This is a genomic window from Citrobacter telavivensis (assembly GCF_041807075.1).
GTDB lineage: Bacteria > Pseudomonadota > Gammaproteobacteria > Enterobacterales > Enterobacteriaceae > Citrobacter_A > Citrobacter_A telavivensis.
In genome coordinates, this window is sequence record NZ_JBGUBF010000010.1 from 44,858 (window position 1) to 70,404 (window position 25,547).

The window sequence follows — 25,547 nt, forward strand, 5'->3', positions numbered from 1 at the left end:
AATGGGAAGCCATAATGACGGAACAAGAAAAATCCTCCGCCGTGGTTGAAGAGACCAGGGAGGCCGTGGAGACTCAGCCACAGCCAGCTACTGCTGAAAAAAAGAGTAAAAACGGCACTGCGCTGATACTGAGTGCGGTGGCGATTGCCATTGCGCTGGCCGCAGGTGTTGGGCTCTATGGCTGGGGAAAACAACAGGCGACCACGCAGACCGCAACCAGCGATGCGCTGGCTAATCAACTGACCGCGCTGCAAAAAGCGCAGGAAAGCCAAAAAGCGGAACTGGAAGGCGTCATTAAACAGCAGGCAGCACAACTGGAGCAGGCTAACCGTCAGCAAACTGAGCTGGCGAAACAGTTGGATGAAGTCCAACAGAAAGTCGCCACCATCTCCGGCAGCGATGCCAAAACCTGGCTGCTCGCGCAGGCCGATTTCCTGGTCAAACTGGCCGGGCGTAAGCTGTGGAGCGATCAGGATGTCACGACGGCGGCCGCGCTGCTCAAGAGTGCTGATGCGAGCCTCGCGGACATGAACGATCCCAGCCTGATTACCGCGCGCCGGGCAATCACCGATGATATCGCCAGCCTTTCCTCTGTGGCTCAGGTCGATTACGACGGCATCATCCTGAAAATTAACCAGCTCTCTAACCAGATAGATAACCTGCGTCTGGCAGACAACGACAGCGACGGTTCGCCGATGGACTCCGACAGCCCTGAGCTTTCCAGTTCGATCAGCGAGTGGCGCGTCAATCTGCAAAAAAGCTGGCAGAACTTTATGGACAGCTTTATCACCATCCGCCGTCGCGATGATACCGCCGTCCCGCTGTTAGCGCCGAATCAGGATGTTTATCTGCGGGAAAATATCCGCTCTCGTCTGCTGGTTGCCGCACAGGCAGTGCCGCGCCATCAGGAAGAGACCTACCGTCAGGCGCTGGATAACGTCTCCACCTGGGTACGTGCTTACTACGATACCGACGACGCCACGACGAAAGCGTTCCTTGAGGAAGTGGACAAGCTAAGCCAGCAGAGCATCACGATGAACGTACCGGAAACGCTGCAAAGCCAGGCGATCCTCGAAAAACTGATGCAAACCCGCGTACGCAACCTGCTGGCACAACCGGCTGCCGCACCGTCTGAAGTGGCTCCCGTCCCTGCGCCTGAAGCACCGCAGGCAGAAGCCCCGGCAGCCGCGCCGCAAGGAGAATAATGATGCTAAAAGTATTATTGCTCTTTGTGCTGCTGATCGCGGGTATCGTGATCGGCCCGATGATTGCCGGTCATCAGGGTTACGTCCTGATCCAGACCGACACGTACAACATTGAAACCAGCGTAACAGGACTGGTCATCATCCTGATCCTGGCGATGGTCGTCCTGTTTGCCATTGAGTGGTTGTTACGCCGCATCTTCCGTACCGGCGCACATACGCGCGGTTGGTTTGTTGGCCGTAAACGTCGTCGCGCCCGCAAACAGACCGAACAGGCGCTGTTGAAACTGGCGGAAGGTGACTATCAGCAGGTTGAGAAGCTGATGGCGAAAAATGCCGATCATGCTGAGCAGCCGGTGGTGAACTACCTGCTCGCCGCAGAAGCGGCGCAACAGCGCGGCGATGAAGCCCGTGCGAACCAGCATCTGGAACGCGCGGCAGAACTCGCCGGTAACGACACGATCCCGGTTGAGATTTCACGTGTCCGCCTGCAACTGGCGCGCAACGAGAATCATGCCGCGCGCCACGGCGTGGACAAACTGCTGGAGGTGACTCCGCGTCATCCGGAAGTATTACGTCTGGCGGAACAGGCCTACATCCGTACCGGTGCCTGGAGTTCTCTGCTCGATATCATCCCGTCGATGGCAAAAGCTAACGTCGGTGATGAAGAACATCGTGCGATGCTGGAACAGCAGGCGTGGATTGGTTTGATGGATCAGGCGCGTGCCGATCAGGGCAGCGATGGTCTACGCGAATGGTGGAAAAACCAGAGCCGTAAAACCCGCCATCAGGTCGCCCTGCAGGTGGCAATGGCTGAGCATCTGATTGAATGCGACGATCACGATATGGCGCAGCAGATTATTATCGACGGTCTGAAGCGTCAATATGACGATCGCCTGGTGCTGCCAATTCCGCGTCTGAAAACCAATAACCCGGAACTGCTGGAAAAAGTGCTGCGTCAGCAGATCAAGACCGTCGGCGATCGTCCGCTGCTATGGAGCACGCTGGGCCAGTCGCTGATGAAGCATGGCGAATGGCAGGAAGCGACCGTTGCCTTCCGCGCGGCGCTCAAGCAACGCCCGGATGCGTACGATTACGCCTGGCTTGCTGACGCGCTCGACCGCCTGCATCAACCGGAAGAAGCGGCCACCATGCGCCGTGACGGCCTGATGCTGACGTTACAAAACACGCCCCCGCAGTAACGCCCTAACGCCCGGTAGCGCTTCGCTTACCGGGCCTACAAATTTCCCCACCGCAGAAATAAAAAAACGCCTGCTCTTTTGGAGCAGGCGTTAAACAGGTCTGTATGACAACATAAATGGGTGCTTCACTCAACGTTATGTCCATGGTGTTTGATGAGGCCGAAGCGACATCTGTCTGTGGACGATAAGCACCGTAAACGGCTCTGCATCATTCCTGAGTTTATGAGGCACTATGGCGAGCATAAGAGATGGAATGAGCATCTACCCGTATATTATTGCACATAGCATGCCAGGATTGCACCGCTAAAAATAAGGATTAAGACAATTCACGATCCCTGTGCTGGCGCGGGTTGTCGGCAGCTTTCCCTATTTCTGCCTGCCGGACACGCGATGAATTGTCGCTCAGCAGAGACAGATCTCACCCGATACACGAAAGCGCTGAAATATCAGAAAGTTAATCGTCACCAAATGGCGACAATGGCAAACAGGGTTGTCTCTGAGAAGCAACAGCAGAAAAGAAGGAGAAATTAAGTGGTGCAGAAAAAGAAAAACCCCGCCGAAGCGGGGTTCAAAATTGGTCGGCGAGAGAGGATTCGAACCTCCGACCCACTGGTCCCAAACCAGTTGCGCTACCAAGCTGCGCTACTCGCCGATGTACTGCTTTTTTGAATTTTTAGTTCAATTCATTAAGTCGTGGTGCGAGGGGGGGGACTTGAACCCCCACGTCCGTAAGGACACTAACACCTGAAGCTAGCGCGTCTACCAATTCCGCCACCTTCGCATTTCACAACTTTTAATAATGGGGTGGCTAATGGGATTCGAACCCACGACAACTGGAATCACAATCCAGGGCTCTACCAACTGAGCTATAGCCACCACTACAAATCTTTTTACGCGGTATCGAAACCACCGCAGCTCCAGCACCGGGTGAATGGTGCGCCCGACAGGATTCGAACCTGAGACCTCTGCCTCCGGAGGGCAGCGCTCTATCCAGCTGAGCTACGGGCGCTTAGCGCCGTTGCGGGGGTGGATAATACGGACTTCACACCCCGCTGTCTAGTGCCTTTTTAAATAAAATGCGCGTTTGGTTACGCTTTGCGCGTTTTGCCGCTTATTCCCCCGTTTTCTGGGCGATACCCTGACGGTTGAGGCCAAAAACCTTGTAAACAAGCGTCACGGCGCACAGGAAGATGATACCGACAAACAGCGACATACGGGTATCTTCATTAAAGTACATACCGATCAGAACGCAAACCAGGAACGCCATCGTCAAATAGTTTGCCCACGGGAACAAAATCGAACGGAACGGATGGCTGGCCATCGCCGCTTTATGCGCCCGGCGAAAACGCAGTTGGCTAATCAGAATCACAAACCACGGCACCATCCCCGGCAGCACGCTTGCACTATAAACATAGACGAAGACGCGCTGCGGATTAGGAATGATGTAGTTCAGGCACGAACCGACCAGCAGAATCAGAATCGATAGCGCCACGCCCGCCACCGGAACGCCATGACGAGAGACTTTCGCCATCGCCGCCGGCAGTTGACGGTTCTTCGCCAGCGCGTAGAGCATACGCCCACAGCTGTACATTCCGCTGTTACAGCCAGACAGCGCAGCGGTCAGCACGACAAAATTGATAATCGCCGCGGCGGTGGTGATACCAATTTTGGCAAAGGTCAGGACGAACGGACTGCCGTTGCTGCCAATTTCGTTCCACGGGAAGATGGTGACGATCACGAATATCGCGCCCACGTAGAAGATCAGAATGCGCCATAACACCTTGCCAACCGCGCTACGCAACGTAACCTGCGGGTTCTTGGCTTCACCCGCCGTAATCCCGATCAGCTCCACCCCCTGATAAGAGGCGACCACAATACACAGCGCGGTGAGGAAGCCTTTCCAGCCGCCAGCAAAGAAGCCGCCGTGCTCAGTCAGGTTGCCAAAGCCAATCGGCTGACCGCCGTTGCCCAGGCCGAAGAAAATCACGCCCAACCCCACCACAATCATCACGATGATGGTGGTGACTTTAATCATCGCAAACCAGAACTCAATTTCGCCATACAGACGAACGGCCGCCAGGTTTGCCAGTGCCACCAGTCCGACGGCTATCAGCGCCGGTATCCATTGCGCCATCTCCGGGAACCAGAACTGGACATAAACGCCGATCGCGGTGATTTCCGAGATACCGACCGCCATCCACATAAACCAGTATGACCACGCGGTGAGATAACCGAAGAATGGGCTCATGTAGCGGTGAGCATAAACGGCGAAAGAACCGGCAACCGGCTCCAGGAACAGCATCTCGCCCATTGAGCGCATAATGAAAAAGACGAACAGGCCAGCGACGATATACGCCAGCAACACCGATGGTCCTGCCCATTTCAGGGTGCTTGCCGCCCCCATAAACAGACCGACGCCAATGGTGCCCCCCAGGGCAATCAATTCGATATGACGAGCCTCCAGCCCACGCTGTAGCTCAGGTTTTTTCTCTGCCATAAATCCTCTTGTCGTGTTTGCTTGCTTCCCGGCATTGCCGGTTATTGTTATGGGTACATCGCTGGGGGCGCATGTTTTCGCAAATTTGGCAAAATGGCAAACGAAGCATTAAAAAAATGCATATTTTGTGTAATAACGGAGCAAAAATGCGGCAGTGAGGTAACGCATGTAGCAGAATACGCTACCCGCACGAGGAAGGGGTTTCAGATATTTCCGCTGTAGTGCCAGCGCAGGTAACGCAGTAAACGGAGTTGACGAGTAATGCGGCTTGGCTGCGACAGCAGGCGATACAGCCACTCCAGCCCCAGGTTCTGCCACACTTTCGGCGCGCGTTTTACGTGACCGGTGAAGACGTCATAGGTGCCGCCGACGCCCATATAGAGCGCATGCGGATGCACCTGTCGACAATCGCGCATAAAGATTTCCTGTTTTGGCGATCCCATCGCCACGGTAACGATCTTCGCCCCGCTGGCATGGATCTGCTCAAACAGCGCAGGACGCTGCTCTGACGTAAAATAGCCGTCCTGGCTACCCACAATGTTCACATTCCACTGGGCGCGCAGTTTCGCTTGCGTTTGCGCCAGCACGTCTGGTTTGCCGCCCACCAGGAATACCGGCGTGCCTTCCTCGCCCGCGCGGGCCATCAACGCTTCCCAGAGATCGGCACCCGCCACGCGAGAAACCTGGGCATCCGGAAATTTTTTGCGTACCGAGCGCACGACGCTAATCCCGTCGGCATATTTATACTCTGCCGCCTCAATCAGGGCGCGGACTTCCGGGTTATCTTCCGCCGTCAGAACCTTTTCTGCGTTGATCGCCACCAGCGTACCTTGCTTAAGCTGGCCGCCAGCGTAGAGATAATCCAGCGCATGGTGCATATCTCGCCAGCCAATCAGCTGGAGCCCGCGCAGATCGTAAATCGGTGCCGTTGTATTATCAGTCATTACTATCCTTCAACCTGTTTGTCTGGCAGGGCTCGCAAACGTTTATGGATCAGTCCGGCCTGGTCAAACAGCCAGAACAGAAGTTTTGCCACCAGCAAACAGGCACCAAAAACCACCAGGAAAAAAACAACACGCGAGACAAACGAGTCCAGCCCCTCTCGCGCCAGCACGATCATATTAAAAATCGCGCCAAAGCAGAAACTATGCAAAATCGCGGCCTTGTAGCGGTTTGTCTCACGATTACCCAGCGCATACAGCCAGTCGAACCATTTGATGATCAATCCCACCACAATCGCTCCCAGCGGGATAAACAACGCACCGCCCATCACCACCAGCGAACCAATCAGCGTCGGCGAGATCGCCAGACCGGAATGGTTGTTCAGCACTTCCCACGTAAAATAGTTCGCGGTATTCAGCACCACGCTCGGTCGCCCCGGCCACAGCCAGGAGGGAATAAAGACGTAGAAATCGCGGACAATCGGCGCCAGCCCCTGGAACTCAATCTTGTCGTAGTTTTGCAGCAGCAGCGCCAGGTTCTCCCACGGAGAAAACGTGTCGCGGGTGAGATAGAGAAACGTGTAGAACGCTTCGTCACCGCTGACGTTCAGTCCGTAGCGCTTCAGCGCCAGCCAGAACATGCCGACAATCCCCAGCACACCCGCCGCCACCAGCATCCACAACGAGATCCAGCCGCGAATAATGCCGATGAACAGGAAAATGGCGAAGGCGATGATGATATTGGCGCGGGTACCGCCGACGATCATATACGTCAGTAAGCCAAATGCGACCGTGCTGACCAGGAAGAACAGCCACGCTTTGCTGTCCTGACGCAGGAAATAGACCACCAGCATCGCCGGGATAAAAAAGTAAAAGAAGCGCTTTAGCGCCACTCCGGAGACTTCACTGGAGAAAATCTGGCTGTACGACTGTAGACGGAACAGCAAAAATCCATTGTGCATGAAGAAGATGCCCACGCTGATGAGCGCAATCCCCATCAGAATCACCCAGGTAAGATGGGTTTCTACCCGGTTCATAGTGAACAGCGGTTTGCGCGGCACATCTGCCACCCGTTTGCGTAAGCGGGTCTTGTAGGTCACATAGTAGATCGCGTAGAAACAGGCGGCGGAAAGCAGCGCCTGTAGCAGGATTTCCGGCGGCGCGACGGCGACGTCAAAGCGGAACGCCAGCACGCTGGTCAGCGGAAAGCCAAAAAAGAAGGTCAGTAAAAACAGCAGCGAGAAAAACACGTTGAAGTTGAAGCGCACGCGGCGGAATTCAAACCAGGTCAGCGTAGCGATAAACAACGTGGAGAGGAGCCAGACGACAAACAGGCCGCTGAACTGCATCAGGCTCATAGTGCCTCCCCTGCGGCGACCTGCAATGCGTGATGCCAGGGCTGCAAATAGTTCGGGCTAAAGAAGGTAATGGCGTTTTTATCCACGGATGCCAGTTGGCGCTGCGCCTCGCGCACCACCTGTTCGTTCAGCTCGTCGCTCGTGAAAAGCACCGGAAGATGCTGTTCCACCATATCCTGCCAGAACGGATTCTCGCGGTTCAGCACGCACGGTACACCCGCCTGAATTAGCAAGCATAAGGTGCCAATTCCCTGCTGACGGGCAAAAATAAAGTACCCGAGATCGCACTGCCGAAGCAGCGCCAGATAGTCCTCAAACGCCAGCTTGTCGCTGAGGATCTGCAGGTTATCTGCGCTGAACAAGCTCAGTCCCGCCTGGCGGACTTGCGCAATATACGCGTCGTTGTTCGGCGGATAGCCCATCGGGACCACCACGTTTACCGTGTCGCCAAACTGCTGATGCACCGCCCGCAGCGCAGCAATATGTTCGTTACTGCGATCGCCAGAGTTACCCACCAGAATGGTCATTTTTCCGCTGCGTTGGCGAAAGTTCACCATATTGTTGAGCGAGGGATCCATTCGCGTCGGGAAATAGAGCAGCTCACCCGGCACGCGCGGGTGCTGTTGAGCGAAATAGTTCAGATCGCCACGGGTGGCAAAAATGCCCCCGACACGGCTTTGCGCCAGGCGGCGAATCGGGTAAAACAGTTTGAATTTCAGTCCGCTGGAGACTTCATACAGATCTGCGCCCCAGATATGCCAGTAAAACTGGCTGGGCTTGATTCCCCCGCTCAGTAATGCCAGCCACAGCGTCGTATTAAACTGACCGTGGAAGAAGAAGCGCTGTTGTCTGTTCGCTTTGGCTTGCGCAATCACCGCCTCCGCCAGCGATTTTTTACCGCTGAAGAAACGAATGGACAGCGCCGGGCAGCTTTCCGTCAGCCCGGCATCCTGACCCGCAACCATGAAGACACGGGCATGCTCGCTGGTCGATGCCAGCGTATCGTTGAAAAACCGCAGCACGGTTTGATTATGGTGAGGGATATCCGATCCCAGTACGTGAATCAATACTGTCATGCCCGCCTACGCCAGAGTAAAAATACGCAACAACACAGAGAGAAATAGACGACGTACGTGGCCATGTAGGCCTGTGCCGCACCCAGCGCGCCGTGTGCCGGGATCAGCCAGTGCGCAAATGCCGTCAGTAAAATGAACTGGCTGATTTCAGCCAAAATATAAAATCGCAGTGATGCTTTGGCGATCACCAGATAACCGAAGACATACGCCCCGACCTTCAACACATCTCCGATTAACTGCCAGGCAAACAGATCGCGCATGGCGGTGAATTTCTCAGAGAACAGCAGCCAGATAGCAAAATCACGCAGCAGCCAGACGGTGAAACTCGCGGCGGCCACCGCAGGCAGAACAAACTTCAGCGACTTCACCACTTCTCGCGTGATATCCCGTTTTTCGGTGAGGCGCGACAGCGTCGGCAACAGGTAGACGCTGAACGAAGCGGTAATAAATTGTAGGTAAGCATCCGAAATACTGCTCACCCCTTGCCAGATCCCGACGTCGTCCCAGCTGTAGTGCGCAGCCAGCAGGTTTCGCATCATCACATAGGCCACGGGCAGCGTGACGGAGGTGATCAGCGCCATCAGGGTAAACTTGCTGAGTTGCCCCGCCAGCCCCTTGTCCCAGGACGGCCGCAGATAGCGCAGCGGGATCGTCCCGCGTTTCATCAGCATGGCAGCCGCAGGGATCACCACCAGCGCGGGCACCAGCGCCAGACCGAGGAGCGCGCCTTCATAGCCGCCCAACCGGTAACAGCCATAGTAGGCAACGACGCCCACCAGGCTGCCGACCATCAGTGACAGCGCATTTCCGGCCGCATCACGAAATCCTTTCATCAACGCCAGCAGCAGGTTGGCCCAGGCAATCCCCATCTGCACCAGCGCCACTAAGCGCACCAGCCCCTGATACTGAGTATGGCCGAATAGCGCCTGGCTAATCGGTGCCGCCGCGAGCAGAAACACCAGCGCCAGCAGCGTCGAAAAACCCAGCACCATGGCCGAGGACGTACCGACAACCCGCCGCAGTTGTTCCGGATTATCATGGGACTGCGCGACGTATTTGGTGACGCCATTGAAAATCCCGGCCCCCGCCAGGACACCGAGGACGGTGACCATCTGACGGAAGTTTCCTGCCTGGCCGACGCCAGCCGGACCGAAAGACACCGCCAGCAACTTAACGACCAGTAACCCCGCGCCAATTTTGACCAGCGTGCTGGCCGCCGTCCACAAGGACGCTTTCGCAAGCGACATATCAGGCGAAATAGTTAAGCAATGTCGTCATCACCGTACGCTGATTCACTGCCGACAGGTTATAAAACAGCGGCAGGCGCAGCAGGCGCTCACTCTCTTTGGTGGTGTAGCGATCCTCGCCGGAAAATTCACCAAACTTGTCGCCCGCCGGGCTGTCATGCAGCGGAATGTAATGGAACACCGCCATAATTTCAGCTTCTTTCAGGAAGTTAATCAGCGCATTACGATCGTCAATGTCGCGCAGCTTGATATAAAACATATGGGCGTTCTGTTTACAGTCATCCGGAATGGACGGCAGTTCAATTCTGCCGGCACGCGCCAGCGGTGCGAGGGCATCGTAGTAGGTCTGCCACAGCGCCAGACGCTGCTGATTAATACGGTCCGCCGCTTCCAGTTGTGCCCAGAGATAGGCGGCCTGTAGATCGGACATCAAATAGCTGGAACCAATATCGCGCCAGGTATATTTGTCGACCTGACCGCGGAAGAACTGGCTGCGGTTAGTGCCTTTTTCGCGAATGATTTCCGCACGCTCGATAAGGCTGCGATCGTTAATCAGCGTTGCGCCGCCTTCGCCACCCGCCGTGTAGTTTTTCGTTTCGTGGAAGCTGAAGCAGCCGATGTGGCCTATCGTTCCCAGCGCACGGCCTTTGTAAGTCGACATGACGCCCTGCGCGGCATCTTCCACGACAAACAGGTTGTACTTATCCGCCAACGCCATGATGGTGTCCATCTCACAGGCCACGCCCGCGTAATGAACAGGCACAATCGCCCGCGTTTTTTCGCCGATCGCGGCTTCAATACGTGTTTCGTCGATGTTCATGGTATCCGGACGGATATCCACAAAGATGATTTTGGCACCGCGCAGCACAAACGCATTCGCGGTCGACACGAAGGTGTAACTCGGCATGATCACTTCATCACCCGGCTGAATATCCAGCAGCAGTGCCGCCATCTCCAGGGAGGCGGTACAGGAAGGCGTCAGCAACACCTTCGCACTGCCAAAACGCTGCTCCAGCCACTGCTGACAACGACGAGTAAAGCCGCCATCGCCGCACAGTTTGCCGCTGCCCATCGCAGACTGCATATAGTCGAGTTCGGTTCCCACCACCGGCGGTGCGTTAAACGGAATCATGTTGTCACCTGTATAACCAGTACGCGGTGCTTTCTACATTCGCACCGCTTTGTATATAACGTTTAAGCGCGGCGGTGTTGCCCATCTGGGTCGCCACCCGCAATGTTGTTTTGCCGCGCGCCTGCGCCCAGCCCAGCGCCGCCTGCATCAGCTCGGCTCCTGCGCCATGCCCGGCGAGTAAGCCGATGCGCGCCTCACGGTCATCAAGTTCGCGCAGTGAAACATAGCCGCGAATATCGCCGTTTAAGGTACGAAGCACCAGACACTGATGATCAAACGTGCCGTGTACCGCGTTTTCAATCCACTGCGCATAAAAGCGGGCGCTGGCGTCAGGCGCGTACCACGGCGCACGAAAGCGACTTTGCGCAAAGGCCGCCGCAGCGAGTTGACGCAATGCCGGAATGTCCGTCAGTTGTGCAATTTCTGCGCCAGTTTGCCCGCAGGTTTTCCCGACGCTGACGGCAAGATCCACTTCCCCTTCCACCAGCGCAAAGCCAAGCTGTTGTAAGGCATCCAGCGCGGCGGTATTGGCCGCCGGAATTTTAGCCTGCACCCGTGACCAGGGCTGTAAGACTTCAGCGGTTAAAAACGGCGCCACGGGATCCAGCCGGACAATCGCACTGTTCACGCCAAAGAAGCGGTTTTCCCAACCCAGCGGTTCAATACTGGCGCGGACGTGCACGAAGCAGCTCCAGCAAATATTGGCCGTAGCCCGTTTTCGCTAAGGCGCTGGCGGCACGTCTCACGCCGTCATCATCCAGCCAGCCATTGCGCCAGGCAATCTCTTCCAGACAGGCAATTTTGAATCCCTGACGCTTTTCAACCGTCTGCACAAAGGTACTCGCCTCAATCAGGCTGTCATGCGTCCCGGTATCGAGCCAGGCAAAACCGCGCCCCAGCAACTCAACTGTCAGATCGCCCGCTTCAAGGTACATCTGGTTGATAGAGGTGATCTCCAGTTCGCCGCGTTCAGACGGTTTCACGCGCTTTGCGTACTCCACCACGTTGCGGTCGTAGAAATAAAGTCCGGTCACCGCCCAGTTAGATTTAGGCTGTTTCGGTTTCTCTTCTAACGAGACGGCACGGAAATTGTCATCAAACTCCACCACGCCAAACCGTTCCGGATCCATCACCTGATAGCCAAACACGGTTGCCCCTTCGGTACGCGCAGCCACATGACGCAATTTGGGGCTAAACCCCTGACCGAAGAAGATATTATCGCCTAACACCAGGCAGGAAGGTTCACCGTTAAGGAACGTCTCACCGATGATAAACGCTTGCGCCAGACCATCCGGACTCGGTTGTTCGGCATACTGCAGATGAATGCCGAATTCAGAACCGTCACCCAACAGGCGCTGAAAATACCCTTTATCTTCCGGCGTGGTAATAATCAGGATCTCGCGAATGCCTGCCAGCATGAGCACCGATAACGGATAATAGATCATCGGTTTATCGTAAATGGGCAGCAGCTGTTTAGACACGCCGCGCGTGATAGGATGCAGACGGGTGCCGGACCCTCCCGCCAGAATGATACCTTTCATGCCTTCTTCCTCCGGGTAATCACCCCTTCAGACCCAAACGTTGGCCCTGATAGCTGCCATCCTGCACGGGCTTCCACCAGGCCTCATTCGCCAGATACCACTGCACGGTTTTACGCATACCGCTTTCAAAGGTTTCCTGCGGCGTCCAGCCAAGCTCACGGGCGATTTTCGACGCGTCAATGGCGTAACGTAAGTCGTGACCAGGACGATCGTCCACAAAGGTAATCAGGTCGCGGTAGTGCGCGATACCCTGCGGTTTGTTCGGTGCCAGTTCTTCCAGCAGGTCGCAAATCGTCTCAACCACGTCCAGATTCTTACGCTCGTTATGACCGCCGATGTTATACGTTTCACCGATTTCCCCGGTGGTCGCCACGCAGTACAGCGCTCTGGCGTGATCGTCCACATAGAGCCAGTCGCGGATCTGCTGTCCGTTGCCATACACGGGCAGCGGTTTACCTGCCAGCGCATTGAGCGTCATCAACGGGATCAGTTTTTCCGGGAAGTGGTATGGGCCATAGTTGTTAGAGCAGTTGGTGATAAGCGTCGGGAAGCCGTAGGTACGCAGCCAGGCGCGCACCAGGTGATCGCTACTGGCTTTTGACGCGGAATAGGGGCTGCTTGGGGCGTACGGCGTCGTCTCAGTAAAGAAATCATCCGTCGAGTGCAAATCGCCATACACTTCATCCGTCGAGATATGATGGAAGCGAAACGCCGATTTTTTCTCATCAGCCCGTTCACCCCAGTACGCCCGCGCCGCTTCCAGCAGCGTGTAGGTACCAACAATGTTGGTTTCGATAAACGCCGCCGGGCCGTCGATAGAGCGATCGACATGGCTTTCGGCAGCCAGATGCATCACGCAGTCTGGCTGATACTGTTGAAAAACCCGATCCAGCGAGGCGCGATCGCAAATATCCACTTTCTCGAAGGCAAAGCGCTCGCTCTGCGCTACCGGCGCCAGCGACATCAGATTGCCGGCGTAGGTGAGTTTATCCACCACCACCACCGCATCCGCCGTCTCATTAATGATATGCCGTACCACCGCTGAACCGATGAAACCTGCGCCACCGGTCACCAGAATCCGTTTCATTAACGCCACACTCCTTTGGTATCCACGATGTACTGCTGATGCACGGCATCACCCGGGATGGCTTTAAACGGGCTGTGATCAACCAACATCACCAGCACGTCGGCAGTGGCCAGCGCGTCGTTAAGTTCTGCCAGTGTGCAAAGACCATCCAGCTTTTTCGGCAGTTGGTGGATATTCGGTTCCACCACCAGCGTTTCACCGCTGTGCCACTGGGCGATACTTTTCGCGATCCCCATCGCCGGGCTTTCACGCAGATCGTCGATATTGGGTTTGAATGCAAGACCGAAGCAGGCGATTTTCACTTCGCTGGCGCGCTTGTCCGTCGCCGCCAGGCAGTCCGCAACGGCGGCTTTGACCTGAGCGACAACCCAGTGCGGTTTGCTGTCGTTCACTTCACGCGCGGTACGAATCAGCCGCGACTGCTGCGGATTCTGTGCCACAATAAACCACGGATCGACAGCAATACAGTGCCCGCCGACGCCCGGTCCCGGCTGGAGAATGTTGACACGCGGATGGCGGTTCGCCAGGCGAATCAGCTCCCAGACGTTAATCCCCTGCTCGGCGCAAATCAGCGACAGTTCGTTGGCAAAGGCGATATTGACGTCGCGGAAGCTGTTTTCCGTCAGCTTGCACATTTCTGCCGTACGGGAATTCGTCACCACGCACTCGCCTTCAAGGAATATCTTGTACAGTTCACTGGCGCGCGCCGAGCACACCGGCGTCATGCCGCCGATCACCCGGTCATTCTTGATCAGTTCCACCATCACCTGCCCCGGTAGCACACGTTCAGGACAATAGGCGATATTCACATCCGCCTGCTCTCCAGCCTGTTGCGGGAAAGTGAGATCCGGGCGCATTTCTGCCAGCCACGCCGCCATCTGTTCGGTCGCACCGACCGGAGAGGTCGACTCGAGGATCACCAGCGCGCCCTTTTTCAGCACCGGCGCAACGGATTTCGCCGCCGCTTCGACATAGGTCATGTCCGGCTCATGTTCGCCTTTAAACGGCGTCGGCACGGCAATCAGATACGCATCAGCGTCAACGGGCGTGGTGGTGGCGCGCAGGAAGCCGCCTTCCACCGCCGTTTTCACCACGTTATCCAGATCCGGCTCAACAATATGGATTTCACCGCGATTGATGGTCTCCACCGCATGCGGGTTAACGTCCACCCCAATCACCTGCTTTTGGCGCGAAGCAAAGGCAGCCGCCGTCGGCAAACCGATATATCCCAGCCCAATAACAGAAATGGTAGAAAAACTCATAGCGATACCCGATTGTTTTTTAACGCGTGTAAAATACGGCCACAGGCCTGCCCGTCGCCGTAAGGGTTATGGGCGCGGCTCATGGTCTGATATTCGTTTTCGTCATGCAGCAAACGCGTGACTTCTTCAACAATGCGCTGTGGGTCTGTCCCCACCAGACGCACAGTACCCGCGGTAATGGCCTCGGGGCGTTCGGTCGTTTCGCGCATCACCAGCACCGGTTTACCCAGTGACGGGGCCTCTTCCTGAATCCCGCCGGAGTCCGTCAGAATCAGCCAGGCGTGATTCATCAGCCAGACAAAGGGCAGATAGTCCTGCGGTTCAATCAGCGTCACGTTTTTAACATGGCCGAGAATACGGTTGACCGGCTCGCTGACGTTCGGGTTCAGGTGCACTGGGTAGACAATCTGCACATCCTGATTGGCGGCCGCAATCTCCGCCAGGGCATGGCAAATCTGCTCAAACCCGCGACCAAAGCTTTCACGGCGATGACCGGTCACCAGGATCAGCTTCTTATCAGAACTGAGGAACGGATACTGTTCAGCCAGTTCTGAACGTAGCGTATCGCTCGCCAGAACGCGGTCGCGCACCCAGATCAGCGCATCAATCACCGTATTGCCGGTGACAAAGATACGACTGTCGGCGATGTTCTCGCGCAGCAGGTTTTGCCGTGAGTTCTCCGTCGGCGCAAAGTGATACATCGCCAGATGCCCGGTTAGCGTACGGTTTGCTTCTTCCGGCCACGGGGAATAGAGATCGCCAGTGCGTAGCCCGGCTTCGACATGACCTACCGGTATGCGCTGGTAAAACGCGGCCAGACTGGTCGCAATAGTGGTAGTGGTATCTCCGTGAACCAACACCACATCCGGCTTGAAGTCAGCGAGGATAGGTTTCAGCCCTTCCAGTATCCGACAGGTAATTTCTGTCAACCCCTGACCTGGCTGCATGATGTTGAGATCGTAGTCAGGGACAATAGAAAAGAGGTTCAATACCTGATCGAGCATCTCCCGGTGCTGCGCGGTGACGCAGACTTTTGCGTCGAAATCAGGATCCTTTGCCAGCGCATGCACCAGAGGTGCCATTTTTATGGCTTCCGGTCGCGTGCCAAATACAGTCAGTACTTTCACATCGATTCTCTTCGAATAGTCAGTGAGGGCCCAGCCCCTCACTGCGGCAGTCGTGCTAAATCGTGCGGCGGCGGGTTAACGCAACACCTGCGCCGATAAGCCCCCCCACGATGCCCCACATCACCATCAGGAAGGCACGGCGCGGGCTATCGCGTTTTACCGGTTCTTCCGGCGTACGCAAATAGCGATAGGTCTGAAAACGCGGGTCCAGAGTTGGCCCCACATTCAATGTATTTAGCATGGCTCGATTCTGGAAGTAGTCCAGGTCGAATGAGGGACCAACCGCCCGTAAATTTTCAAGGCGTGCCTGGAGCATCGGACGTCCGAGCAGAAACAGCTCAGAATCCGGTAATTCATCTGCCGGCACATCGGTCGCACTGCGGGAGATATTGTGCTGTTCAGCGATCTTAAGCGCCTGCTCAATACTGCTCACGCGGCGAGAGAAAATAGCTTTCGCCACCTCTTCCTGACGTTTGACCTGCGCCTTCATTTGCACGGTCCGTGCGGCCCACGCGCCTTTTAGTTCTTCGTTGAGATGGCTTGCCGCGCGCTGGCTGGAGAACGCCACATACTGACGCAGCAAATTGTTCGCATCAGGCGCGGTTTCGGCAATGAGTTTGACGCTGTCGTTAATGGCGCGGGCGAAATCACCGGGGGTGAACTGAATGTTATTGATCATCTCGTCAAGCATGGCGGCATCGGCTTTGCTGTTGCCGACCATTCGCTGCTTGTAGTAGTCGGTTTGCAACCAGAAGTCGCGGCGCGTATCCCAGGAGGCCAGTTGCATCACGAACTCTTTATAAGCTTCATCCATGACCGAAGGTTGATCGCCTGACGCGTTATCGGCTTTTATGTCCAGATTCCGCAAAAACTGCTGCTGGGAATAGTAACCGCCCAGCATATTCACCGTGGGGCGATCGGAGATTGCGGTCGCACTCCACTCCTGACGAGCAAAAAAAGTATACGCCAGCGCGATCAGCGCGAATAACAGCGCGATACCGACAATCCACACCTTCCCGGCCCACAAGGTACGAAACAACCCACGTATATCCAGTTCATTCTCAGCGCTCACAGCGTGTGCCCCCGGTAATGGTTGAGTCATCGCACCCTCATTTACTTGGTTAATTTCGGATTGTTATCACGGTTTCTTCGTAATCTGCGCTTCATGCGTTTGATGAACCTCGCCACCTTCCAGGCACGTTTAATGCAGTAACCGTAGAGGAAGAATGCTAGCAAAAAGAGCACCAACATGGCCCATTCCGGGACAAAATGAGAATATTCCGCAAGCACGCCAATCGAGGCCAGTATCGCGGCGGCAAGCGTGATCAGGACAAACGCCTGACGTGAAGTAAACCCTGCGCGCATGATCAAATGATGAATATGCTGACGGTCTGGCGAGAACGGGCTCATCCCTTTACGCAAACGACGGTACATGATGGCCACCATATCCATCAGCGGAATGGCGATGATCCACAGCGCGGTAACCGGGCTTATCGGGTGCGTTTTCCCCTGGGTAGTTTCTAGCAGGATCCAGATAACGGTAAAACCAATCAGCGTGCTGCCAGCGTCGCCCATAAACACTTTATAGCGACGGCCGAGTGCACCGAGGTTCAGCAGAATATATGGCAGGATGGCGGCGATCATGGCAAAGCACCAGATAGCCAGACTTGTCTGTCCATCAAACCACAGGATAAGTCCCATCGCGGCAAATGAGACGCTTGAGAGTCCGCCTAATAAGCCGTCGATACCATCCACCATGTTGAATGCGTTGATCGCAGCCCATACGGCGAAGAGTGTGAGGAAATAACCAAATGGCCCGAGCACCATCTCCCACGGACCAAAGATATAGCCGAGGCTACTGAGGTAAAGCTTGCCCACCACCATCATGATCACGCCGATAGCGGCCTGAATGGTGGCACGAATTTTTACGCTAATATCAAAGCGATCGTCCAGTGCGCCGATAAAGACCAGTACACCGGCACAAGCCAGATAGAGAGCCGCATGGGGAATATAAACATTCACAATGCTGAATGTGAAACAAATCCCCGCATAAACTGAGATGCCCCCAACCAACGGTATCAATCCCTGGTGGCGTTTACGGAAGTTGGGTTTATCCACTAAACCGACCTTTTTTGCGACCTTGCGTGCAAAAAACAGGAACAGTGTCGTGAATAAAAAAATACTGATGAGATCAGTACTGACTGTCAGTAAATTCACAATGCGTGCTCTCAGAGAAAATTATTAGCAGAAGTATAACCACGACGGTCTGTATTCAGAAGGGAAACTCCATCCCGAACCGTCTGTTTTGTATAATTATTAACCATTCGTCGCACTTGATGACTGACGTGCACGCGACGGGGAGTGATAACCCATTATTTGTTTGCTTGTCGTTAAGATTACAGACATAAAAGCAAAACGCCACGTAAAAACGTGGCGTTTTCGGCTGAGAGCGAGTTTACGAGCGCTTCATCATGTCGAAGAAGTCGTCGTTAGTCTTGGTCATCGCCAGTTTATTAATGAGGAATTCCATTGCGTCGATTTCGCCCATCGGGTGAATAATCTTACGCAGGATCCACATTTTCTGCAGCTCTTCCTGAGTGGTGAGCAGCTCTTCTTTACGGGTACCGGAACGGTTGTAGTCGATAGCCGGGAAGACGCGTTTTTCAGCAATCTTACGAGAGAGGTGCAGCTCCATGTTACCGGTGCCCTTAAACTCTTCGTAGATAACTTCATCCATCTTAGAACCGGTATCGATCAGCGCCGTTGCGATGATGGTCAGGCTGCCGCCCTCTTCCACGTTACGTGCCGCACCGAAGAAACGCTTCGGACGATGCAGGGCGTTAGCGTCCACACCACCGGTCAGCACTTTACCGGAAGCCGGAACCACGGTGTTGTAAGCGCGCGCCAGACGGGTGATGGAGTCGAGCAGAATGATAACGTCTTTTTTATGTTCAACCAGACGTTTCGCTTTCTCGATAACCATTTCCGCAACCTGAACGTGACGGGATGCCGGTTCGTCAAAGGTAGAAGCAACAACTTCACCTTTCACCAGACGCTGCATCTCGGTCACTTCTTCTGGACGTTCGTCGATAAGCAGCACCATCAGCACACAGTCTGGATGGTTGTAAGCGATGCTCTGCGCAATGTTTTGCAGCAGCATGGTTTTACCGGCTTTCGGCGGTGCGACGATCAGACCACGCTGACCACGACCGATTGGCGAAGCCAGATCCAGAACGCGCGCCGTTAAGTCTTCGGTAGAACCGTTACCACGTTCCATACGCAGACGAGAGTTTGCGTGCAGCGGGGTTAAGTTTTCGAAGAGAATTTTGTTACGGGCGTTTTCCGGTTTGTCATAGTTAACTTCGTTAACTTTCAGCAGCGCAAAGTAGCGTTCGCCTTCTTTTGGCGGGCGAATCTTACCAGAAATGGTATCACCAGTGCGGAGGTTGAAACGGCGGATTTGGCTGGGGGAAACGTAGATGTCATCAGGACCGGCGAGATAGGAGCTGTCTGCAGAACGGAGGAAACCAAATCCATCCTGCAATATCTCCAGCACACCGTCACCAAAGATATCTTCGCCACTCTTTGCGTGCTGCTTCAGGATGGCAAAAATAATGTCCTGCTTACGCATACGAGCCAGGTTTTCCAGCCCCATATTTTCGCCGAGAGTGATCAGCTCAGAAACCGGCGTATTCTTTAATTCGGTAAGATTCATAGTGGTGTGAGTTCTTAAACTTGGGGTAAATCTCGAACTTAATGTTGTGAATGGTATGGCAGGGTCATCCATGCCTGTTTGCGGCCATCAACTCATGTCTGTTCGCTGTCTGGTCACAGGAAAGTACGCAGAACTGAAACGACAAGACGGATTGAATGATAAGCCAGGAATCTGTCCACTTCTCGTGCGAGAAAAAACGGGAAGTATTGGAGTTATCAAGATTCAAACTTAAATAAGGTATGTTTAATTCGAAGTCAACACTAACTTAGCACGACTCACGTCGGGCGTCCAGTCATCCGAATCATTTAGGATCCTGGTCGCCCGAACATGAGACGTCCGGCTTACGCCAGGTTAGCGTCGAGGAACTCTTTCAACTGACCTTTGGACAGTGCGCCCACTTTGGTTGCTGCAACTTCACCGTTTTTAAACAGCAGCAGGGTCGGGATGCCACGGATACCATACTTCGGCGCGGTGCCTGGGTTTTGGTCAATGTTCAGTTTAGCAACCGTCAATTTACCCTGATATTCGTCAGCGATTTCATCCAGAATCGGGGCGATCATTTTGCACGGTCCGCACCACTCTGCCCAGAAATCAACGAGGATCGCCCCGTCCGCTTTGAGTACATCCGTGTCAAAACTGTCGTCAGTCAGGTGAATAATTTTATCGCTCATATAAACTCCACAGGAAAAAGCCTGGTGTGTTGGTCTATACAACATCATCCTTCAAGCGGCCTCTTTGTTGGCTTCGCTCATCGCCCCAGTCACGTACTCTGTACGCTCCTGTGGACGCATTTGCTTGCCGCCTCGACGCATCATGAATGATTTGTGTATAGCATTAACCAACTAAAGGTTGACTTTATTTCACCGGATACGCTTTCGTAAAGCAATAGTAAGCTGATATTCTACCACACTATGAGCAAAACACATTTAACAGAACAGAAGTTTTCCGACTTCGCCCTGCACCCAAAGGTTATTGAAGCCCTTGAAAATAAAGGCTTTCATAACTGCACGCCCATTCAGGCCCTCGCACTGCCGCTTACGCTGGCTGGTCGCGATGTTGCAGGGCAGGCGCAAACCGGTACCGGAAAAACGATGGCGTTCCTGACGTCAACGTTTCATTATCTTCTCTCTCATCCCGCGATTGACGATCGCAAGGTGAACCAGCCACGTGCCTTAATTATGGCGCCGACGCGTGAGTTAGCCGTGCAGATCCACGCCGATGCCGAGCCGCTGGCACAGACGACCGGTCTGAAGCTGGGCCTCGCTTACGGCGGTGACGGTTACGACAAACAGCTGAAAGTGCTGGAAAGCGGCGTCGATATTTTAATCGGCACCACGGGTCGTCTGATCGACTACGCGAAACAGAATCACATCAATCTGGGTGCCATCCAGGTGGTGGTCCTCGATGAAGCCGATCGCATGTACGATCTGGGCTTTATTAAAGATATCCGCTGGCTGTTCCGCCGCATGCCGCCGGCCAACCAGCGCCTGAACATGTTGTTCTCTGCCACCCTTTCTTACCGCGTGCGTGAACTGGCGTTCGAACAAATGAACAACGCCGAATACGTTGAAGTCGAGCCGGAACAAAAAACGGGTCACCGTATTAAAGAAGAGCTTTTCTATCCGTCTAACGAAGAGAAAATGCGCTTACTGCAAACGCTGATCGAAGAAGAGTGGCCGGATCGCGCCATCGTCTTCGCGAACACCAAACACCGTTGCGAAGATATCTGGGGTAGCCTTGCCGCTGACGGTCATCGCGTCGGCTTGCTGACGGGCGACGTAGCGCAGAAAAAACGTCTGCGTATCCTCGACGAATTCACCCGTGGCGATCTGGATATCCTGGTAGCGACCGACGTCGCCGCGCGCGGCCTGCACATTCCTGCCGTCACGCACGTCTTTAACTACGATCTGCCGGACGATTGCGAAGACTACGTACACCGTATTGGTCGTACGGGCCGTGCTGGCGCAAGCGGTCACTCCATCAGCCTGGCCTGTGAAGAGTACGCCCTGAACCTGCCCGCCATTGAAACCTACATTGGTCACTCAATTCCGGTGAGTAAATATAATCCGGATGCGTTGATGAACAACCTGCCGAAGCCGCTGCGCCTGACGCGCACGCGTCCTGGCAATGGCCCGCGTCGCTCTGGCGGTGCCCCGCGTAATCGTCGTCGCTCAGGTTAAGAAAAGTTATGCCATACACAAAATTATTCAGCCTGTATCAAGGCGGCAAGAAAACGCATCACGATGAGCTTACTTTAGTCAGTGATTCGGGTGAGAGAATGCAGCCAACACAGATACAGGTTGAAGGATGAAGTGTATGAACTCTACCTCGTTGTACGCAGCCATTGATCTCGGTTCCAATAGTTTTCATATGCTGGTAGTACGCGAGGTAGCGGGCAGTATCCAGACGCTCACGCGCATTAAACGCAAAGTGCGTCTGGCCGCCGGTCTGAACAGTAACAATGTCCTTTCTGCTGATGCAATGGAGCGCGGTTGGCAATGCCTGCGTCTGTTCGCCGAGCGCCTTCAGGATATTCCGCAGCCTCAAATCCGCGTGGTCGCCACGGCAACCTTGCGTATCGCAGTGAATGCCAGCGAGTTTATCGCTAAAGCGCAGGAAATCCTCGGTTGTTCGGTTCAGGTCATCAGCGGTGAAGAAGAAGCGCGCCTGATTTATCAGGGCGTGGCGCACACCACTGGCGGAGCGGATCAGCGTCTGGTCGTCGATATTGGCGGCGCCAGCACCGAACTGGTCACCGGAACAGGCGCACAAACCACCTCGTTGTTCAGCCTGTCGATGGGCTGTGTCACCTGGCTTGAACGCTACTTTACCGATCGCAATCTGGCGCAAGAAAATTTCGACGAAGCGGAAAAAGCCGCGCGAGATGTGCTGCGTCCGGTTGCCGATGAACTTCGCTATCATGGTTGGAAAGTCTGCGTCGGTGCCTCCGGTACCGTTCAGGCGTTGCAGGAAATCATGATGGCGCAGGGGATGGATGAGCGCATCACGCTGGCAAAATTGCAGCAGTTGAAACAGCGAGCCATTCACTGTGGCCGTCTGGAAGAGCTGGAAATTGAAGGGTTAACTCTGGAACGCGCGCTGGTGTTCCCCAGCGGGCTGGCCATTCTGATCGCGATCTTCACCGAACTTAATATTCAATGCATGACCCTGGCCGGTGGGGCGTTGCGCGAAGGACTGGTCTACGGAATGCTGCATCTCGCAGTGGATCAGGATATTCGCAGCCGCACGCTGCGTAACATTCAACGCCGGTTTATGGTAGATACCGAACAGGCGCATCGCGTCGCGAATCTGGCGGTGAGTTTTCTCGATCAGGTAGAAAATGAGTGGCATCTTGAGCCGATCAGTCGCGAACTGCTGATCAGCGCCTGCCAACTGCACGAGATAGGCCTGAGCGTTGATTTCAAGCAAGCGCCTTCGCATGCCGCCTATCTGGTCCGCAATCTGGATTTGCCGGGCTTCACACCTGCACAGAAAAAACTGCTCGCCACGCTGTTGTTAAATCAGACCAACCCGGTCGATCTCTCGTCGTTGCATCAGCAAAACGCCGTACCGCCGCGCGTGGCGGAGCATCTCTGCCGTCTGCTCAGACTGGCGATTATCTTTGCCAGCCGCCGTCGTGACGATCTGGTGCCGGCCATTACGCTGCAGGCGTCGAATGAAATTCTCGCCTTAACGCTGCCGCCGGACTGGCTGGAACAGCATCCGCTGGGGAAAGAGTTGATTGAACAAGAAAGCCAGTGGCAGAGCTATGTCCACTGGCCTTTAGAAGTACAGTAAGAAAGCGGCTGGTAAACCTGATGTCGGATGGCGCTACGCTTATCCGACCTACAGAGAGTTTTTCAATTCGTTGATATGTAAATAAATTGTAGGCCGGGTAAGGCGAAGCCGCCACCCGGCATTATTTTATTGGCCGCGCTTTGCCGCCATCATGGCTTTCAGATTCGCCAGATGGCTTTGCCCTTTCTGCATTCGCTCTTCGGCGCTCACCACTTTACGCTCCTGCTCCCAGATCAGATCGTCCTGCGGTAACTCCAGCAGGAAGCGGCTCGGCTCCGGGCGCACCAGTTCACCATACTGACGCCGCTCTTTACACAGCGTAAAAATCAGCTCTTTCTGCGCACGGGTGATCCCAACATAGGCCAGGCGTCGCTCTTCGTCGATGTTGTCTTCATCGATACTGCTCTGGTGTGGCAGGAATCCTTCTTCCATTCCCACCATAAACACATACGGGAACTCCAGCCCTTTCGAGGCATGCAGCGTCATCAGTTGCACCTGGTCCAGCTCTTCCTCACTCTCGCCGCGCTCCATCATGTCGCGCAGCGTGAAACGCGTGACAACCTGAGTGAGCGTCATAGGCTCATCCAGTTCGCTTCCTTCCAGCATTTCGGTCATCCAGCTAAACAGCTGGTTGACGTTTTTCATACGCATTTCAGCCGCTTTTGGGCTGGGCGAGGTTTCATAAAGCCAGGATTCGTAATCTATTCCGTGGATGAGATCGCGGACGGCGGCGATCGGCTCACGTTCAGCCAGCCTTTGAACATCGCCCAGCCAGTGGGTAAAACGGGTGAGCGAGTCATAGCCGCGCCCGGTGAGCGTCTGGCTCAATCCCAAATCAAAACTGGCGGTAAACAGGCTTTTGTTACGTGTCATCGCCCATTCGCCCAGCTTTTGCAGCGTGGCGGGGCCGATTTCACGTTTTGGCGTATTCACAATCCGCAGGAACGCGCTGTCATCATCCGGGTTGGTCAACACCCGTAGATAAGCCAGCAAATCTTTAATCTCCGGACGTGAGAAGAACGACGTCCCGCCGGAGATTTTGTATGGAATACGGTTCTGCATGAGGAATTTTTCAAACACCCGCGCCTGGTGATTGCCACGATACAGAATGGCGTAATCTTTATATTCCGTTTTATTCACAAAGTGATGGGCGATCAGCTCCCCGGTCACCCGCTCGGCTTCGTGTTCCTCATTATTCGCACTCAGGACTTTGAGCTCTGCGCCGTATCCCAGTTCGGAAAAGAGACGCTTTTCAAAAACGTGAGGGTTGTTGGCAATGAGGATGTTCGCCGCCTTCAGGATCCGCCCGGAAGAGCGGTAGTTTTGCTCCAGTTTGATCACCTGTAACGCCGGGAAATCCTGACTTAACAGCACCAGGTTTTGCGGGCGCGCACCGCGCCAGGAGTAGATCGACTGATCGTCATCACCCACGACGGTGAATCGCGCCCGGTTTCCCACCAGCAGTTTCACCAGTTCGTACTGGCTGGTGTTGGTATCCTGATATTCATCCACCAGCAGGTAGCGAATCTTGTTCTGCCAGCGCTCGCGCACTTCTTCATTGCGCTGTAGCAGCAACGTCGGCAGCAAAATCAGATCGTCAAAGTCGAGGACGTTACAGGCTTTCATATGCGCATCGTACAGACCGTAGCAGTGCGCGAAGATACGATCGCGTTCGCCTTTCGCACCGGCTGCCGCCTGCGCCGGCGTTTTGAGATCGTTCTTCCAGTTTGAGATTGTCGATATCAGCTGTTGCAGCACGACTTTGTCGTCTTCAATCAGCCCTTCCGTCAGGTCTTTTAGCAGCGCAACCTGGTCCGTATCGTCAAACAGCGAGAAATTCGATTTCATCCCCAGCGCGGCGTATTCGCGTTTAATCACCTCCAGCCCCAGCGTATGGAAAGTGGAGATCATTAACCCGCGCGCTTCTTTGCGCCCCAACGTCTGTCCGACACGCTCTTTCATCTCACGCGCCGCTTTGTTGGTAAAAGTCACAGCCGCAATGTGCCGCGCCTGATAGCCGCAGCCACGGATCAGGTGAGCAATCTTATTGGTGATAACGCGAGTCTTACCGGAACCCGCACCCGCCAGCACCAGGCAAGGTCCGGTGACGAATTCGACAGCTTGTTGTTGGCCGGGATTTAAACGCATAGGAAAAAGTGCTCAATCTTCGAACGGGGGACGAATTGTAGCAGAAAGCGAGGCCAAGGGAGTAACAGGCTGCCTGTCAGGCAGCCTGAGAGTGATGACAAACCTCATCCCGATACCGGGTAAGCAGAGATAACCTAATTATAAACCAGGAAAATCAATGTATTGATTTTCGGCTGCTAACCACAAAGAAGGAAAACCACGTTTTATCCTTCTT

The 25,547-nt window shown here is 54.8% G+C and carries 21 protein-coding genes and 4 tRNA genes; 4 read left to right on the plus strand and 21 right to left on the minus strand.

Going from position 1 to position 25,547, the window contains the following annotated elements; genetic code table 11:
* Window positions 1-14 precede the first annotated feature (14 nt).
* Together hemX and hemY are read left to right on the plus strand one after the other, a co-directional pair.
* Complete coding sequence (gene hemX / locus ACERJC_RS23220) at window positions 15-1,205, plus strand: uroporphyrinogen-III C-methyltransferase (RefSeq protein WP_373672570.1); 1,191 nt, start codon at window positions 15-17, stop codon at window positions 1,203-1,205.
* A gap of 2 nt (window positions 1,206-1,207) precedes the next feature.
* Window positions 1,208-2,404 carry a protoheme IX biogenesis protein HemY gene (hemY, locus tag ACERJC_RS23225; RefSeq protein ID WP_373672586.1) on the plus strand — a complete coding sequence of 399 codons (1,197 nt, stop codon included), beginning with the start codon at window positions 1,208-1,210 and terminating at the stop codon, window positions 2,402-2,404.
* Between the two features lie 575 nt (window positions 2,405-2,979).
* Here hemY and ACERJC_RS23230 read toward each other — a convergent pair.
* The 20 genes from ACERJC_RS23230 to trxA form a co-directional block, all read right to left on the minus strand.
* A tRNA-Pro gene (locus ACERJC_RS23230) sits at window positions 2,980-3,056 on the minus strand.
* Between the two features lie 42 nt (window positions 3,057-3,098).
* A tRNA-Leu gene (locus tag ACERJC_RS23235) sits at window positions 3,099-3,185 on the minus strand.
* A 19-nt stretch (window positions 3,186-3,204) separates the two neighbouring features.
* Window positions 3,205-3,280, minus strand: a tRNA-His gene (locus tag ACERJC_RS23240).
* Window positions 3,281-3,336: 56 nt separating this feature from the next.
* Window positions 3,337-3,413, minus strand: a tRNA-Arg gene (locus ACERJC_RS23245).
* Window positions 3,414-3,515: 102 nt separating this feature from the next.
* On the minus strand, window positions 3,516-4,901 hold the full coding sequence (gene thrP / locus ACERJC_RS23250; protein ID WP_152400939.1) for a bifunctional threonine/serine APC transporter ThrP: 1,386 nt from the start codon (window positions 4,899-4,901) through the stop codon (window positions 3,516-3,518).
* Between the two features lie 203 nt (window positions 4,902-5,104).
* Complete coding sequence (wecG, locus tag ACERJC_RS23255) at window positions 5,105-5,845, minus strand: lipopolysaccharide N-acetylmannosaminouronosyltransferase (protein ID WP_373672571.1); 741 nt, start codon at window positions 5,843-5,845, stop codon at window positions 5,105-5,107.
* A gap of 2 nt (window positions 5,846-5,847) precedes the next feature.
* Complete coding sequence (gene wzyE / locus ACERJC_RS23260; protein WP_373672572.1) at window positions 5,848-7,200, minus strand: ECA oligosaccharide polymerase; 1,353 nt, start codon at window positions 7,198-7,200, stop codon at window positions 5,848-5,850.
* Entirely contained in the window at window positions 7,197-8,276 is a 1,080-nt protein-coding gene (locus tag ACERJC_RS23265) for a TDP-N-acetylfucosamine:lipid II N-acetylfucosaminyltransferase (protein ID WP_178825261.1), read from the minus strand. Before ACERJC_RS23265 ends, wzyE begins: the two co-directional genes overlap by 4 nt.
* Window positions 8,273-9,523, minus strand: coding sequence for a lipid III flippase WzxE (gene wzxE, locus ACERJC_RS23270; RefSeq protein ID WP_152400929.1), 1,251 nt, complete (start codon window positions 9,521-9,523; stop codon window positions 8,273-8,275). Before wzxE ends, ACERJC_RS23265 begins: the two co-directional genes overlap by 4 nt.
* A gap of 1 nt (window position 9,524) precedes the next feature.
* Window positions 9,525-10,655 carry a dTDP-4-amino-4,6-dideoxygalactose transaminase gene (gene rffA, locus ACERJC_RS23275; protein ID WP_152400927.1) on the minus strand — a complete coding sequence of 377 codons (1,131 nt, stop codon included), beginning with the start codon at window positions 10,653-10,655 and terminating at the stop codon, window positions 9,525-9,527.
* Between the two features lie 4 nt (window positions 10,656-10,659).
* Entirely contained in the window at window positions 10,660-11,337 is a 678-nt protein-coding gene (gene rffC / locus ACERJC_RS23280) for a dTDP-4-amino-4,6-dideoxy-D-galactose acyltransferase (protein ID WP_373672573.1), read from the minus strand.
* Complete coding sequence (gene rfbA / locus ACERJC_RS23285; RefSeq protein ID WP_152400923.1) at window positions 11,315-12,196, minus strand: glucose-1-phosphate thymidylyltransferase RfbA; 882 nt, start codon at window positions 12,194-12,196, stop codon at window positions 11,315-11,317. The genes rffC and rfbA overlap by 23 nt, the downstream gene beginning before the upstream one ends.
* A 19-nt stretch (window positions 12,197-12,215) precedes the next feature.
* Entirely contained in the window at window positions 12,216-13,283 is a 1,068-nt protein-coding gene (rffG, locus tag ACERJC_RS23290; protein ID WP_152400921.1) for a dTDP-glucose 4,6-dehydratase, read from the minus strand.
* Window positions 13,283-14,545, minus strand: a complete 1,263-nt coding sequence (gene wecC, locus ACERJC_RS23295; RefSeq protein WP_373672574.1) for a UDP-N-acetyl-D-mannosamine dehydrogenase — start codon at window positions 14,543-14,545, stop codon at window positions 13,283-13,285. Before wecC ends, rffG begins: the two co-directional genes overlap by 1 nt.
* Window positions 14,542-15,672, minus strand: a complete 1,131-nt coding sequence (wecB, locus tag ACERJC_RS23300) for a non-hydrolyzing UDP-N-acetylglucosamine 2-epimerase (protein ID WP_286632349.1) — start codon at window positions 15,670-15,672, stop codon at window positions 14,542-14,544. The genes wecC and wecB overlap by 4 nt, the downstream gene beginning before the upstream one ends.
* Window positions 15,673-15,727: 55 nt before the next feature.
* Complete coding sequence (gene wzzE, locus ACERJC_RS23305) at window positions 15,728-16,774, minus strand: ECA polysaccharide chain length modulation protein (RefSeq protein ID WP_152400915.1); 1,047 nt, start codon at window positions 16,772-16,774, stop codon at window positions 15,728-15,730.
* An 11-nt stretch (window positions 16,775-16,785) separates the two neighbouring features.
* Window positions 16,786-17,889: a UDP-N-acetylglucosamine--undecaprenyl-phosphate N-acetylglucosaminephosphotransferase gene (gene wecA, locus ACERJC_RS23310; RefSeq protein ID WP_152400912.1), complete on the minus strand. Its 1,104-nt coding sequence runs from the start codon at window positions 17,887-17,889 to the stop codon at window positions 16,786-16,788.
* 238 nt (window positions 17,890-18,127) lie between these two features.
* On the minus strand, window positions 18,128-19,387 hold the full coding sequence (rho, locus tag ACERJC_RS23315) for a transcription termination factor Rho (protein WP_002437993.1): 1,260 nt from the start codon (window positions 19,385-19,387) through the stop codon (window positions 18,128-18,130).
* 87 nt (window positions 19,388-19,474) lie between these two features.
* Entirely contained in the window at window positions 19,475-19,594 is a 120-nt protein-coding gene (locus tag ACERJC_RS23320; protein ID WP_071887707.1) for a rho operon leader peptide, read from the minus strand.
* 134 nt (window positions 19,595-19,728) lie between these two features.
* Window positions 19,729-20,058 carry a thioredoxin TrxA gene (gene trxA / locus ACERJC_RS23325; RefSeq protein WP_001280776.1) on the minus strand — a complete coding sequence of 110 codons (330 nt, stop codon included), beginning with the start codon at window positions 20,056-20,058 and terminating at the stop codon, window positions 19,729-19,731.
* A gap of 240 nt (window positions 20,059-20,298) precedes the next feature.
* On the opposite strand from trxA, the gene rhlB reads away from it, so the two are divergent.
* Both rhlB and gppA read left to right on the plus strand, forming a co-directional pair.
* Window positions 20,299-21,567, plus strand: a complete 1,269-nt coding sequence (gene rhlB, locus ACERJC_RS23330) for an ATP-dependent RNA helicase RhlB (protein ID WP_046492918.1) — start codon at window positions 20,299-20,301, stop codon at window positions 21,565-21,567.
* Between the two features lie 136 nt (window positions 21,568-21,703).
* Window positions 21,704-23,185: a guanosine-5'-triphosphate,3'-diphosphate diphosphatase gene (gene gppA, locus ACERJC_RS23335; protein ID WP_152400910.1), complete on the plus strand. Its 1,482-nt coding sequence runs from the start codon at window positions 21,704-21,706 to the stop codon at window positions 23,183-23,185.
* Between the two features lie 126 nt (window positions 23,186-23,311).
* Here gppA and rep read toward each other — a convergent pair whose 3' ends face one another.
* Window positions 23,312-25,333: a DNA helicase Rep gene (gene rep / locus ACERJC_RS23340; RefSeq protein ID WP_373672575.1), complete on the minus strand. Its 2,022-nt coding sequence runs from the start codon at window positions 25,331-25,333 to the stop codon at window positions 23,312-23,314.
* Between the last annotated feature and the right edge of the window lie 214 nt (window positions 25,334-25,547).

What these genes read in the sequence shown, in the direction of transcription:
- hemX (WP_373672570.1), top strand. Translation starts at nt 15, where the DNA reads ATGACGGAACAAGAAAAATCCTCCGCCGTGGTTGAAGAGACCAGGGAG.
- hemY (WP_373672586.1), top strand. Translation starts at nt 1,208, where the DNA reads ATGCTAAAAGTATTATTGCTCTTTGTGCTGCTGATCGCGGGTATCGTG.
- thrP (WP_152400939.1), bottom strand. Translation starts at nt 4,901, where the DNA reads ATGGCAGAGAAAAAACCTGAGCTACAGCGTGGGCTGGAGGCTCGTCAT.
- wecG (WP_373672571.1), bottom strand. Translation starts at nt 5,845, where the DNA reads ATGACTGATAATACAACGGCACCGATTTACGATCTGCGCGGGCTCCAG.
- wzyE (WP_373672572.1), bottom strand. Translation starts at nt 7,200, where the DNA reads ATGAGCCTGATGCAGTTCAGCGGCCTGTTTGTCGTCTGGCTCCTCTCC.
- ACERJC_RS23265 (WP_178825261.1), bottom strand. Translation starts at nt 8,276, where the DNA reads ATGACAGTATTGATTCACGTACTGGGATCGGATATCCCTCACCATAAT.
- wzxE (WP_152400929.1), bottom strand. Translation starts at nt 9,523, where the DNA reads ATGTCGCTTGCGAAAGCGTCCTTGTGGACGGCGGCCAGCACGCTGGTC.
- rffA (WP_152400927.1), bottom strand. Translation starts at nt 10,655, where the DNA reads ATGATTCCGTTTAACGCACCGCCGGTGGTGGGAACCGAACTCGACTAT.
- rfbA (WP_152400923.1), bottom strand. Translation starts at nt 12,196, where the DNA reads ATGAAAGGTATCATTCTGGCGGGAGGGTCCGGCACCCGTCTGCATCCT.
- rffG (WP_152400921.1), bottom strand. Translation starts at nt 13,283, where the DNA reads ATGAAACGGATTCTGGTGACCGGTGGCGCAGGTTTCATCGGTTCAGCG.
- wecC (WP_373672574.1), bottom strand. Translation starts at nt 14,545, where the DNA reads ATGAGTTTTTCTACCATTTCTGTTATTGGGCTGGGATATATCGGTTTG.
- wzzE (WP_152400915.1), bottom strand. Translation starts at nt 16,774, where the DNA reads ATGACTCAACCATTACCGGGGGCACACGCTGTGAGCGCTGAGAATGAA.
- rho (WP_002437993.1), bottom strand. Translation starts at nt 19,387, where the DNA reads ATGAATCTTACCGAATTAAAGAATACGCCGGTTTCTGAGCTGATCACT.
- trxA (WP_001280776.1), bottom strand. Translation starts at nt 20,058, where the DNA reads ATGAGCGATAAAATTATTCACCTGACTGACGACAGTTTTGACACGGAT.
- rhlB (WP_046492918.1), top strand. Translation starts at nt 20,299, where the DNA reads ATGAGCAAAACACATTTAACAGAACAGAAGTTTTCCGACTTCGCCCTG.
- gppA (WP_152400910.1), top strand. Translation starts at nt 21,704, where the DNA reads ATGAACTCTACCTCGTTGTACGCAGCCATTGATCTCGGTTCCAATAGT.
- rep (WP_373672575.1), bottom strand. Translation starts at nt 25,333, where the DNA reads ATGCGTTTAAATCCCGGCCAACAACAAGCTGTCGAATTCGTCACCGGA.